This window comes from Maribacter aurantiacus (assembly GCF_005780245.1).
In the GTDB taxonomy this organism is placed as follows: Bacteria; Bacteroidota; Bacteroidia; order Flavobacteriales; family Flavobacteriaceae; genus Maribacter; species Maribacter flavus.
In genome coordinates this window covers 163118-176586 of record NZ_VBUK01000003.1, presented here as the reverse complement: position 1 = coordinate 176586, position 13469 = coordinate 163118, and the positions used below count along the sequence as shown (strand labels likewise).

Here is a 13469-nt window from a genome sequence, read left to right as displayed (position 1 = left end):
TAGGCAAATACATGGCAATACAACAACGATTGTACAACCCACTAAATATCAAAACTATACATGGATAAAAATCAAATAATCCCAGAATTGGCTAATGAAGGCATATGGATAGGAAGATGCCACGTTCCAAAAAAAAACGCTTTTAAAAATATAGCGGGACCCCACGTGATTTGGGCCCATAAGGGAATAGTTTATGATCTGTCCTATTATTTTAAATCTACCAGTGAACTTATCAATACTAGTTCTTATAAAGAGTTTCTAAAGGTGAACGACCAAAATATTACCCAAATAGGAAAGCTGGAAGAAATATTGGAGAACTCCATATTCCATAATAGGGATGAAGAAAAACCTTTTCTACTGGCGCCTAACGATACCCAGGCGGTAAAGGCGTGCGGGGTAACTTTCATTAAAAGCCTATTGGAACGTGTAATTGAGGAGAAGGCAAAAGGTGATCCCATGTTGGCGAATGAGATAAGGGAAGAAATAACGGCTACCATAGGGGAGGGTCTAAATAATGTTAGACCTGGCTCTGACCATGCCATGAAATTAAAGGAAGAACTGAAGAAACGGGGTATCTGGTCACAATATTTGGAAGTAGGTATAGGGCCGGATGCCGAAGTATTCACTAAGTCCCAACCCTTTTCTTCCGTTGGTTTTGGTGCAGAAGTAGGAGTTCACCATGATTCTGGTTGGAACAACCCAGAACCAGAAGTGGTATTGGTAGTGACCAATAAAGGGCAAATAGTGGGTGCCACATTGGGCAACGATGTTAACCTGAGGGATTTTGAGGGAAGGAGCGCCTTATTACTTGGGGAAGCAAAAGATCAAAATGGCTCTTGCGCCATCGGTCCGTTATTTAGAATGTTTGACGATACGTTCTCCCTGGAGCATTTAAAAGCTTCAAAAGTATCATTAAAAATTGAAGGAAAAGATGGCTTTCTTTTAGAAGATTCCAGTGATATGGGGGAAATAAGCAGGTCTCCGGAGGACTTGGTGAGTCAGGTATTGAGCGATAATCATCAATATCCCGATGGGTTTGTACTTTTTTGCGGAACGATGTTCGCCCCTACGTTGGACCGGGACAAAGAAGGTATGGGCTTTACCCATAAAATAAATGATAAAGTGGTAATTGCATCTCCCAAACTTGGCCAATTGGTTAATTGGGTAAACTTAACGAATAGGATTCCAAGATGGCAATTTGGAATCAATGCCTTTATTGATTATACCCTAAAAAGAATGATCGGCTAGCATTAGCTATAGGTTGATGCTGTGGTAAATTGAAATCCCCCTTCTTAAGAAACTGATTTATTTGTTCCTAAACCTATTGTTTTATTACTCCCAACCTCTGTAAATAGCAATTTTCAATTGTGCTTACAGGGATTGGGAGTCAACATAGATTACATTGTATTGGATAAGTTCAAAGTATAGAATTCATTAGGAAATTGCTTAATAGGCCTTTTGTTTTTTCCATAGTCACTATTTTTCAAAAGGTTTCATTTTGTAAATAAGCGCTGTGCAAATGTATAAAGGTCATGTCGCCATACGGGCCATGTATGTCCTCCTGGATATTCGCTGTACTCATATTTGATACCTATCTCGTCAAATTTTTTCATCATTACTTGACAGTTTTGGTAGGCGATATCCTCTTTACCTCCCATCGAAATAAAGAAGCGGTTCAAATTGTTATTGATTTTCTCGGTATGCTTTTTCATAAGTGCATATTGGGGACCCGATAACTCATCGTTATTTGCGAACCATCCCGAACTGAAAACACCTAAATAAGCGAACATATCCGTATTCTGAATACCTGCATAAAGTGTTTGCAATCCACCCATGGAGAGTCCGGCTAAGGCTCTATTTTCAGCTCCTGTCTTTACCCGGTATTTGTTTTCCACAAAAGGTATCGCTGCTTGTTTTAGTTCATTTTCAAAAGCCTTCAGTGAATTTTCGTTGAACCCGGCGAGACCGCCAGAGGAAACATTTCCGTCCAACATGGCAATAATCATAGGTTCAGCCTCATTTTCGGCAATTAAATTGTCCAATATTAGATTAGTTTTCCCTTGCATGGCCCAGCCCCGTTGGTCTTCACCACCGCCGTGTAAGAGGTAGAGCACCGGATAGTTGCCGGTTGACCCATCGTACCCCGGAGGTGTATAGACATACATTTCTCGCCAAGAACGGGAAGCTTCGGAATAGTACTTGTTAATGCGAATATCACCATGGGGAACATCCTTTAAGCTGTAGTATCCATCTCCCTTGAACGGTATCTCGATTCCACTGGCCATACGACCCATTCCATAAAATGATTCGCTGGCAGGATCTGCAACCGCTACCCCGTCGATAATCAGGGAATAGTAGTGAAAACCTTCGGTGATGGAGTCTGTGGTAACGGTCCAAAAACCTTCATCATCTATTTCCATGTCGTATTTTTTACCCAGGTCTATTTGTAGATTTTTGGCATCCGGAGCCTTGGTCTTGAAAATAACACGCTTATCTGGTAGTATTTGAGGATAGGACGACCTTCTTATATTGGTGCTTGCTGGTAATCCGAGCACGCTGTATTTGTTGAAAAGTGATTTATCAACCGGTTTAAAGAGTAATTGAGAAAACATGTACAAGTCATTTTTCCACACCTCAAAATCATGTCCACCTGGTTCCACATAAAAGATATGGGGAACATCGTGTTCACTCAAGTAATCACTCGTACGTTTACTAAAAGGCATCAGACCGTCGGCATCGCCACAACTGATCCATAATGCTTCCAATTCTTTAGCCTTTTCAGGATTTGGCAGTAATTCTTCAGGTACTTTTGTATTTGGAGCCGAAGAAAAGGCACCTACCCAAGAAAAAGTATCCAAATTGCCCAAACCAAAATTTAGGGTTTGCCCACCACCCATAGAGAGACCTCCAATGGCACGGTGCTCCTTATCCTTGTAGACTTTGAATTTTTTCTCGACATACGGAATCAAATCGTTCAACAAGTCTTTTTCAAAAGTGGCAAATGCGGCCACTTTATCCTGGGCAAAAATATTACCCTCGGCCCGGTCATTTTTCATGGCGCGACCGTTTGGCATGACCACGATCATGGGTTCCAATTTTCTTTCCGCATAAAGATTGTCCAAAATTGCGGCCGGAGCTCCATTTTTATACCATTCCTTTTCATCGCCACCGATGCCATGTAATAAATATAATACTGGATAGCGTTTTGATTTGGAATAACCTGGAGGAGTATAAATGAGCGCTTTCCTCTGGGCACCGACCGTTTTTGAATCATACAGAATACTGTCGATACGACCTTTCGCTATTCCGGATTTTTCCATATCAAACCCTTTAGGAGCGTGCCTTTCGGCAATTGGATTGTTGGCCTGATTACGAAGAGCATTCAATAGTTTAATGGCATATCTTCTGCCAAGAATACGGTAGCCTACGGCATTAAAATGAAGATTATCCTTTGCATCCGGCACTCCCTTTGACGAAACAATATGTGCATTGGGTATCGTTTCTGGAAGCGTTGCAACAATTTCGTTCATACTCGAACAAATACCACCTTGATCCGCATGTACCATCTCACCGGCAATTAAAGGTGTTTTGGAAGCCTCGAGCCCCAAGTCTTTAAGCAGGTTGTCATATACTACTTTTACTTTTTTGGGCCATAGGGTGTCCCCGGTGTTCGATTCTCCCTGATGTAATAAAATACCCTTTATAACACCATCTTTTTGAGCAATCTTTGCCATCTCTACGAGACGACCATATGGATTTCCGTCGTATTCCTTAATCATATTCAGCATCCAATCTGGGGCTGTTTTGACATAATCCTCATAACCATCCTTGTCGAAAAGCTCAATTTTGCAACCTCCTACCGCTACATTTATGACCCCAACTGTAATGCTGTCGGGCAAACTTTCTACCATTGTTCTTCCGAAATAATCTGTAGGTGTAAGGCCTGTTTTACAACGGCATAGGGGCGGTATGGCCGTGTACCAATTTCCTTTCTTTCGATTAAGTTCCGGACAGTCTACTGCTGCCAAAACCTTAAAACGGTCCGTTACATCAATAGTGTCCTGTGCTTCTATACGCGCATTGCCTTCCATGTTTGACTGACCAAAACTTAAATAAATATGGAAGTTTGGGTCCTGACCCATAATTTTTATGGAAGATATCAGGAGCATTGCCAAAACGCCGATGTGGATTCTTAGTTTTTTCATTTTTAGTGTTGTGTATCTAGTTTACAATTAAAAATATCAGTCATTGATTAATTGGTTCCTTTTTATCCAATCAAATAAGGGAGTAATCCAGCTGGAGTGTTTAAAAATAAATCCATGACCTCCTTTTGGATATATATGCATTTCCACATTTACTTTATTGTGTCTCAATTGTTCAAAATATTCAATACTATTGTCCACATCAACAGTGATATCATCTGCAGCATGCGTTATGTAAGCAATTGGTGTATTTGTATTCACTTGTAATTCATTGGAGAAAAGTTGAACATCTTCTTCACTGGGATTTTCACCAATTAAAGCATTTCGAGAACCATCGTGGGTTAAATTACTGGTCATGCTAATCACTGGGTAAACCAAAATTTGAAAGTCGGGCCGTAAGCTTGTGTTCTTTGCATTTTCTATGTGGGCTTTTTCAAAATGGGTGGAAACAGTTGAAGCTAAATGCCCACCAGCAGAAAACCCCATTACACCAATTTTATCTTTGTTCAACCCCCACTTTTCAGCATTTTCACGTACTATTTTTATGGCTTGTTGGGCATCTTGTAAAGGGCCAATTTTTCTATCAACCATGATCTCATCATTTGGTAAGCGATATTTTAGAACAAAAGAGGCAATACCTTTTTCAGCTAAAATTTTTGCATTGCTAATGCCTTCACCTTGATAAACAACAACACTATAACCGCCGCCGGGAATAAGAATAACGGCTGAGCCTGTTGCTTTTTCGGGATTTGGTTTAAAATATTCCAGGGTAGGATTGGTTACATTCCTATACAAACCTTCTCCAGATTCTTTTATTTCAGAGGGTTTTGAATTTGGAATTTCAGAAGAATATAGATTTATTATTTCCTGAGCATTTATAGCGGAAAATGATAAGAAGAATAAAACTATATGATAAAAAATATTTTTCCCCACTAAGTAGATTTTAAGTTACTCGGTAATTACTTTTCAAAAAATAATTGTACTAATCCTCCAGTATGATGTCGTTACCTGATGTTGCATACAATCCTAACAAGGCACCGGTAAAACCTCCGGCAACATCGGTAGAGAGAATATCCCCAGAAACTGTTCCGCCAACCGTTTTGAAATCCGAACCGTTTACCGCATAACTGAATTGATATTTATCCCCTTCGGCCGATATATTCAAGTCAATTGGGCCATCCAAATCAATCGGTTCCGTTGCTATGATTTTAGAAACTGTTTCGCCACGCCAATTGGGTTTACTGTTTTTCTGAAGAACTAAATAGTTTTGCTTTCCTTTTTTTGTGATACCGAATACATAATTGGAATTTTCATTTTGATAGGCCGTAACTCCGGCCATGTCTTTTTCCGATTTCGGCTCATATTCCAAAGTAGTTGTAAAGGAAAAGGTTTTATGCTGTTGCCGATGAAATAACGTTGAGGTAGGTTTTCGTTCCTTGATGTTGGTACTAAACGGGGTTATTTCCAAGCCTTTCTTTGTTTGTTTGATGAACGCTTCCCGTGTACCCCTTAAACCAATCCATCTATAATCCAGCTTATCCGAAGAGAAATCTTCTTCAAAGGTGAAGTTTCCATTGGGTATAAAACCATCTTGACCGGTTTTATTGGTTACGCCTTTCGGCATTTTAAGCTTTGGCTCTATAGGGACCAAACCATTTTCGAAGACAGGATATTCACCGGACCAATCTACGGGTAGAATAAAGGTCTCCCGACCCGTATTAACGCGATTTTCTTCATTGGGCCTAATGGCAAGGAATACGCCGTAATATTGGTCGTCCGGACCTTTAACCAAATCGGCATGACCGGCCCAGTCCACCATATTTTCTCTGTCTTTTGGAAAGTAACGTTGGGTCAAAATCGGGTTACTTGGAGCAGGAATGTAGGGTCCTTTTGGGCTATCACTTTTAAAAATCACTTCACTATGCCAGTCGCCCGTACCACCTTCCGCGCACATTAAGTAATAACTTCCGTCTTTTTTATAGATATGTGGTGCCTCGATCCAAATAGGTTTTTCGGTAATATCTACGCCACCATCTACAATGATTTCGTCTGTGCCGGCTATTACTTGATCCTTCTCAATATCATATTCCCATATCTTGATGACCCTGTGCCCATTGTATAATTCTTTTCCTTTATCCGGGGCATCATTATGTACAACATAAGCCTTACCGTCATCATCAAAGAAAATGGAAGGGTCAATTCCGCCAAAATCTAGCTTTTTTGGGCTACCCCATCCTTTCATAGGATCTTTTGTTTTTACGATGATATTTCCTAGTCCCCCAGAAAAAGCCGTAACAATCATATAAAATGTATCATTATGAGGGTTGTAGGTTATACCAGGGGCATAAACACCTTGACTAATACCGGTATCATGAGGATTGAACTCTGTAATATCATCTAGAACACCACCTAAGTCGGTCCAATTAACTAAATCTTTTGAGTGGAAAATCGGCACGCCGGGAAACATGGCAAAAGAGGAGCAAACCATATAATAGTCGTCTCCCTTTCTGGTAATGGAAGGGTCTGGGTAACAACCCTGTAAAATGGGGTTATAAAATTCCCCTTCTTCCAATGGATAATCGTTGTAGACCTGATCGTTACCCTCATAGATGACTTTCGTAAATATGGGGACGTTTTTTTTAGGTGGATACGTACTGTATTCCGCAACCGTAAAGCTTACCATGGCAAACAGCGATAAAACGACCATTGCTAAAAGTGTATTTCTTTTTCTCATTTTTAAAGTATTCAAAAGTTGTATTAATTCTTATTTATCTTTCCAGTACTTATGTGCCCACGCAATCCATGTACTCCAGTTGGGTCCTGTGCTATGCCCGCCCGCATGTTGCCTAAAAGCAACTTCTCCAGAAGTTAAAGCTTGACCAATTACCGGATATTCTTCGCTTTCCATACCTTTTTTGCCGAGTAAGGTATATACTGGGGTGGCATGAAGTCCTGCAAGGAACATGCCCTTTCCATCCACCCAATTTCCTTCGATGAGTGGCGAACCTACGCTAATAAAGACGGGTCTTGGCGCACATAGGGCAATGAGTTCATGGGCATCAACGGGCAAGTCATTTACCGTGAGCGTGCTAGCGTACTTAATGAAATTGCCAGCAAACCAGTGGTACTCGCCGCTAGAAGCCAAATTTTCTACCATCTCACCAAAATTCCTTCGTAATAGGGAAGCTCCTCCAGCACCAGAGCTACCAATAAAGCCCAAAGAAAACCGTGGGTCAAAGGCCATAGTGACCAAGGCCGCCTTACCATAGCGAGAGGTTCCTTCAATACCGATTTTTGAGGCATCGATTTTAGGATTAGTTTCATAGTAGTCCATGGCTCTTTCTGCGCCCCAGACCCAAGCACGAAGCACGCCCCAATCTTGGGGACTTCTATGTTTTCCTTTGTTTGTCAAGCCAATGATGCCCGAGGTGAGTCCGGCCCCATGATCAGCCTGTACACTTGTGGGTACCAAAATGGCATAGCCCCAGTGCTGTGAGATGAGTTGTTGTTTCCATAACGGTTCGTACGAGGATAGCAAATAACTGCTAGGTTCTTTAGGAGGATGACCAAAAGGCCAAGTGATAAAGCCAAAACGGGTGACCAAAGGGACTGCTTTTTCAATGATTTTGGGAAGGCCTATCAGCAACTCAATATTAACTTCGATATTGGGATGGTTGGAATTGTCCACCTTGCCGATAAGTAGCGTTTCCATTACCGGATACGGACCGGCGGTGGTGTCTTTTTCCGACACGATGGTCCAGCTTATATCGGGGATGTTTTCGGGTACATGACCGTACATCTCCTCTTCAAACTGTGCTACTATTTCTGGTCTTCTAATGTTCCACCAAGCTTTTTCTGTTGCTACTGGAGTTCCGTTTGAAGTAACTAAAGGGTCGGGTAGGGAATAGAAACCAACTTTGTTCTCATCCGTATTAGCGGCATTGGGGTCAGTAGGATTTCCTGATGGTCCTGGACGATTGGGAATCGTAATCCCCAATTGCTCCTTCATTTGTGCAAAATCTTGTCGGGTATACTTGGCGATACTATCCCTTGACAAATCACTATTCTGGGCACCTACTAGGATAGTACTTAAGAAAATAAAGAAGTATAGTATTTTTTTCACGTTGGAAGGATTTTTGTTCAGTTATCAAGGTCTTTCCAAAGGTTGGGCAGAAACCTATAATATAAGAGGTGCCGCCAAGTAGACCAGTCATGTCCACCCTTGCCGCCCACATAGTATTCGTGTTCTATGTCATGGTTGTTCAATGCATCGACGAGGCCTTGGACCCTAGCATTGAAAAAACCTTCCGCTTCCTTGGTTCCTTGACCTACGAAAAGATAATCGACCTTGTCATTGACTTTTGGATCATTTAAGAAATCTTTCAAAGAAGTTTCCGCATCGGTATCTCCAGCACTGAGAATTCCAAAGTTCGCAAAAAGATCGAGCGACCTAAAACCGATGAACATACTGTGACGGCCTCCCATGGATAATCCGGAAATGGCCCTTCCTTTAGGAGATTCTATCGTACTGTAATTTTTATCTACTATTGGAATCACATGGTTTCGTAGCTCCTTTTCAAAAATATCAAAGGTCAGTTGTGCATGCTCAGGATGATTCCGATGAATGACCTGATTGTTGGGTATGGCAATAATCATTTGGTTTGCCTTGCCTTCTGCCAAAAGATTATCCATAATAAAGTTCGCTCTTCCATCATAAATCCAATTGGATGGTAGCTCGCCACTACCTCCGACCAAATAGAGTACGGGATATTCTTTACTGGAATCATAGCTGGGAGGCGTGTATACATACAATTCCCGTTCGCCATTGGTGACATCCGAATGATAAACGTGACGCGTGACATTTCCATGGGGTACATTTTTCGCATCATAATACGAAGGTTCGTCACCATGCACCACCAAAGTACTGTATGGTGGCATGGCCGTAAAAGCGGCCTGAGTATTATTGGGATCTGCAATTTGTGCACCATCTACCCTAAAATGATACGAATACATATCCACCGGAAGCGGTCCAATAGTCAATGACCAGACCCCATCATCACCTTTGGTAAAAGGGATGGGCTCTCTTCCCTTGCCCAAGGCAGTGTTGATGGCACCGGGGTTCAATTCCACATTTTTTGCGTCGGGAGCTTTTACCCGAAAAGTAACGGTGCGGTCATCATGCACTTCGGGAGAATTTACCGCTGCACTAAAAGGAATCAACCCTTCCGTATCTTTCTGAGGGTTATAGTCCAAGTTGACATTCGCTTGCTGACCAAAGCCAAGGGCTGCAGTTAACAGCAGAGCCGAGGTGAAAATTTGTAAATAAAAATTCTTAAAATTCATAGTAGTGTATTAAAGTTTCATCGCCTGCTTCAATTTTTAAAAATGAGCTGGGCAAATTCATAAAGGCTTCTACGCCAAGTCAACCATTCGTGTGCCGTCTTGGGCGATTCGTAAAAGGTGTAGTCAATACCTTGTTTGTCAAGCATGTTCTTGAAGGCGCCGATAGACCCGGGAAAAGGGTTTGGTTCTTTAGTACCCATGCTCAAAAAGAAAACATCCATTTTTTCATCAAGCGACACACCATCATCAAATACCCCGTTCAAGAAAGTAGTAGTATCAATGGCATCACTACTGGGATAGTTGGAAGTACCGCTAAAACCTCCGTATGAAGCGAAAGTATCCAAGTTGTTCATGCAGATACGCATGGTCTGGTTGGCTCCCATGGATAGGCCAGCAATAGCCCTTTGCGTCCGGTCCGTTTTGGTCCTGAATTCAGCATCGATCATGGGAATGATTTCGGTCATCATCACTTCCTCGAAAGCGGAGGCGGGTCTGCCACCGGACTGACTTTTCTCCAGTTCTTCCGGTCTGTAAGCATAGCCGTTATCCATCACGATAATCATCGGTTCCGCTTTATTTTCGGCTAACAGATTATCCAAAATCAGATTGGTATGCCCTTGGGAGGTCCACCCCGTTTCATCCTCAAAACTACCATGTTGCAAATAGAGTACAGGATAACGTTTGTTGGTTTCTTTAAGGTAGTTTGGCGGGGTATACACAAAACAGCGTCTCCAGCCCTTGGTAATCTCCGAGAAATAGATTTTTTCCGAAACCAAACCATGAGGCACCTTTTTAAGGGCATAAATTTCCTTGTCGCTTGATGGTATTTCGATTCCGCTTCCCCATCGGCCAGCGCCGTAGTAGTATTTGGTGCCCGGATCGGGAACCGATGCCCCATCCACATTCAATTGGAAATAATGAAATCCTTCATCCTGCGGTTCCGATTCCCCGGTCCATAGACCGTCTTCATCTTTGACCATCTCATATTTAACCCCTCCGATATCCAAACGGACATCGGTAGCATGAGGAGCCAAAATTTGGGCTCGTACTTTTCCTTCGGAATTGACTTGCGGAAATTCTTTTCCAGGTTGATTGGTCTCCGATGGCTTGTACCCATCACTGCTTTTGGATTGGGCAAAACTGTATCCGTATCCAAAAAAAGCGATTAGCGTCAGCGTAAAAATGCTGTTTTTCATGTGTTCTCGGAATTCAGGATTTTACTTGGCAAACAACATGGGGGCCATTTCTTTCAAACTGCGACGCCATGTCTGGAATTCGTGGGCCGTGCCTTCAGAAATATAGGAGGCCACTGGGTAACCGGCCTCTTTTAATTTTTCTGTAGCTTCCTTTATGCGCTCTGGACGTTCCTTACTGCCGCAGCTTAGAAATATTAGTTTCACATCTTCTTTGTCGATATCCTCAGGAGCGTACGTACCACCACTTAACAAACCGTAATATTCGAATACATCAGGCTTATTCAAGGTAATCATCTTTGTTTCCATACCACCCATGGAAAGTCCCGCCATGGCCCTATGGGATGCATCGGCCATAGTACGAAAATTTTTATCTACATAAGGAATCAGTTCATCCACCATTACAGTTTGAAAAGGGGTGATGTCAAAATTACGGAGTCCCCCGAACTTGATTTCGTTCGTCATCCCGTAGGTCATTACAATGATAAAGGGTTCAATTTTACCCTCGGCAATAAGATTGTCCATAATCAAATTGGCATGGCCTTGATTGCTCCATGCGGTTTCATCCTCGCCCCAACCATGTTGTAGGTATAATACCGGATATTTTTTGTTTGGATTTTCGGCATATCCTGGAGGGGTATAGACAAATGCTCTTCTTGATGTATTCGTACTGGGTGAAGGAAATAAGATTTGTTCCACCTTACCGTGAGGAACATTCTTTAGTGCATAGAACTCTTGGTCATGTGCAGGAATTTCTATACCGCTTTCCCAGCGTACAGAACCGTAATAGTTCTTGGCGCCAGGGTCATTGAAGGTACCGCCATCCACATTCACGTGGTAGTAATGGAATCCCTCGTCCATAGGGCCTTCGGTAGTACCCACCCAAAATCCGTCTTCTCCTTTTTCCAATTTAGTGCCACCTCTGCCACCTAAGCCTAAACTGACCCGTACACTATCCGCGGCAGGTGCCTCAATTCTAAATCGGGCATAACCTTGTGAATTCACCTGGGGATATTCCTTGCCCGGTTGGTTTTTTGTAGAAGGTTTGAAATCCTCAATAATAGATGGGCTATTTTGAGCACTGCTTATATAGCTCACTGCAATAGTGAGTAAAGCGATTAGTGGTAATTTTCTGTTCATTTTATATTGATTATAGTATTGTTTTAATCCAGTTCATTCTTAATTCGGAAATAGTCGAAATCCACCAAGCCTCCGGTTTGGGAAGTGGCATAATTGAAGAGCCCAAAACGGTATCCCATAAAGTGGGGTAGGGTGTAGGACATTTTTAATTCCGACCCTATTCTCTTCCAATTTTTGTTATCCAAACTATAATAGAACCAAGCCACATCCTTTTTATCGGTAAAATCGCAGCTTGCTTTTAGATAGAGTGTATTCTGGTCGAGAGGAAGCTCCTCTACAATCTTTTCACCTTCATCGTTACCCAAAACCATGACAATTTTCTTTTTGCCCTTTACTTGGGTTGCACCGACCCAACCGTAGTTTTTTTGGAGAAGCACCAATCCGGCATTATCACCCTCCTTCATATTGGAAACGTCTATGGAAGTAACACCCTGACAAACGGGACCTATCGTTCGTTGTGTAAGCGTATTTCTGGTATCCACCAATGTTTCGTCCGTTCGCCCTGTGGTCAATCGTAAAAAACCTTTACGGTTTGAAAGCGACCATAAACTGTCCACAGGATTATGGTTCCATTGCCAAACCAATGGAAGTATTACATCATTTTTTTTACGCTTGAACTCATCCGAAGCCACGATATTCGGAATCAATCCTTCGCTTGGAGGTAAATCCAAGGTATTAGGTACTTTTCCATCTATGCCAAGTATGGGCCAACCATCTTCCCATTTGACCGGAACTATATATGGAATTCTACCCACGGAGCCATAATCCCTAAAGAGATAAGAAAACCATTTCCCATCCGGGGTATCTATGAGGCCGCCTTGGGCAACTCCTTTGTTCTGAAGGGCAAGTCTGCCTTCCCAAGGACCGTTGATGTCGTCAGCTCGATGAATTAATACGGTACGCATCCCACCCCTGGGCCAGGTAATGTTGAAAAGATAGAATTTTCCGTTGATTTTAAAGAGTTGTGAACCTTCTGCACCCAACATTATATTGTCACCGGCCGGGGCACTGGCGTTTTCAATCAAGACCCTTTCCGTTCCTTTTTTTACGCCGGACAAATCGCTTTCAAGTTCGGCAATCATCAATTTCCCGGCACCCCAAATCATGTATACTTTGCCATCATCGTCAAAATGGACCGTCAAGTCGTGATAGGAAGGTTCAAACGAGGTTTCTTTCCAAGGACCGTTTTCTATATCCTTGGTAGAAAAGGCGTAGGTTTTTCCGGTGGTGGCTGCAAACGTGAAGACATAAAATGTTCCATTATGGTAGCGTATACAACTGGCCCAAGAACCCCTGCCGTAGGCATTTTTACCGTTTTCCATATTTATGGCATCCACTTCTCCGAGTCGGTCATAGGCATAGTTCACCAATTCCCAATTGACCAAGTCTTTGGATTTCATGATAGGAACCCCCGGACTCAAATGCATAGTGGTACTGCTCATATAGTACGTGTCTTCTACACGCACCATGGATGCGTCCGGAACATCCGCAAACAAAATGGGGTTCTGTGCGTTTTGCTTTTGGGCATGAGCGGAAAACTGAAGCATCAGTAAAACGAGCAAAATAGTATGGGTGAAAAATCGGATCATGC

At 42.4% G+C, this 13469-nt stretch carries 9 protein-coding genes; 1 reads left to right on the top strand and 8 read right to left on the bottom strand.

Annotated features, from left to right (window positions below; genetic code table 11):
• The first annotated feature begins 60 nt into the window (after positions 1-60).
• A complete protein-coding gene (locus tag FEK29_RS07695; protein WP_138257845.1) occupies positions 61-1248 on the top strand; it encodes a fumarylacetoacetate hydrolase family protein in 1188 nt (395 codons plus the stop codon).
• A 245-nt stretch (positions 1249-1493) separates the two neighbouring features.
• Here FEK29_RS07695 and FEK29_RS07690 read toward each other — a convergent pair whose 3' ends face one another.
• From FEK29_RS07690 to FEK29_RS07655, 8 genes are read right to left on the bottom strand one after another with little or no spacing between them, the layout of a single operon-like run.
• Positions 1494-4205 carry an alpha/beta hydrolase-fold protein gene (locus FEK29_RS07690; protein WP_138257844.1) on the bottom strand — a complete coding sequence of 904 codons (2712 nt, stop codon included), beginning with the start codon at positions 4203-4205 and terminating at the stop codon, positions 1494-1496.
• A 36-nt stretch (positions 4206-4241) separates the two neighbouring features.
• On the bottom strand, positions 4242-5135 hold the full coding sequence (locus FEK29_RS07685; protein ID WP_205123401.1) for an alpha/beta hydrolase: 894 nt from the start codon (positions 5133-5135) through the stop codon (positions 4242-4244).
• Between the two features lie 49 nt (positions 5136-5184).
• Positions 5185-6936, bottom strand: coding sequence for a glycoside hydrolase family 43 protein (locus FEK29_RS07680; protein WP_240042694.1), 1752 nt, complete (start codon positions 6934-6936; stop codon positions 5185-5187).
• A 30-nt stretch (positions 6937-6966) separates the two neighbouring features.
• Positions 6967-8325, bottom strand: a complete 1359-nt coding sequence (locus FEK29_RS07675; RefSeq protein ID WP_138257843.1) for a glucuronyl esterase domain-containing protein — start codon at positions 8323-8325, stop codon at positions 6967-6969.
• Between the two features lie 17 nt (positions 8326-8342).
• Positions 8343-9545, bottom strand: coding sequence for an esterase (locus tag FEK29_RS07670; protein WP_138257842.1), 1203 nt, complete (start codon positions 9543-9545; stop codon positions 8343-8345).
• A 29-nt stretch (positions 9546-9574) separates the two neighbouring features.
• The gene (locus FEK29_RS07665; protein ID WP_138257841.1) at positions 9575-10741 is read right to left on the bottom strand and encodes an alpha/beta hydrolase-fold protein; all 1167 of its coding nucleotides are present in this window, start codon (positions 10739-10741) and stop codon (positions 9575-9577) included.
• A gap of 21 nt (positions 10742-10762) precedes the next feature.
• On the bottom strand, positions 10763-11878 hold the full coding sequence (locus tag FEK29_RS07660) for an alpha/beta hydrolase-fold protein (RefSeq protein WP_138257840.1): 1116 nt from the start codon (positions 11876-11878) through the stop codon (positions 10763-10765).
• A gap of 23 nt (positions 11879-11901) precedes the next feature.
• Positions 11902-13467: a glycoside hydrolase family 43 protein gene (locus FEK29_RS07655; protein ID WP_138257839.1), complete on the bottom strand. Its 1566-nt coding sequence runs from the start codon at positions 13465-13467 to the stop codon at positions 11902-11904.
• Positions 13468-13469 lie beyond the last annotated feature (2 nt).

Excerpts from the sequence above, each read along its gene's own strand:
- FEK29_RS07655 (WP_138257839.1), bottom strand. The coding sequence starts at position 13,467 with ATGATCCGATTTTTCACCCATACTATTTTGCTCGTTTTACTGATGCTT.
- FEK29_RS07695 (WP_138257845.1), top strand. The coding sequence starts at position 61 with ATGGATAAAAATCAAATAATCCCAGAATTGGCTAATGAAGGCATATGG.
- FEK29_RS07665 (WP_138257841.1), bottom strand. The coding sequence starts at position 10,741 with ATGAAAAACAGCATTTTTACGCTGACGCTAATCGCTTTTTTTGGATAC.
- FEK29_RS07690 (WP_138257844.1), bottom strand. The coding sequence starts at position 4,205 with ATGAAAAAACTAAGAATCCACATCGGCGTTTTGGCAATGCTCCTGATA.
- FEK29_RS07670 (WP_138257842.1), bottom strand. The coding sequence starts at position 9,545 with ATGAATTTTAAGAATTTTTATTTACAAATTTTCACCTCGGCTCTGCTG.
- FEK29_RS07680 (WP_240042694.1), bottom strand. The coding sequence starts at position 6,936 with ATGAGAAAAAGAAATACACTTTTAGCAATGGTCGTTTTATCGCTGTTT.
- FEK29_RS07660 (WP_138257840.1), bottom strand. The coding sequence starts at position 11,878 with ATGAACAGAAAATTACCACTAATCGCTTTACTCACTATTGCAGTGAGC.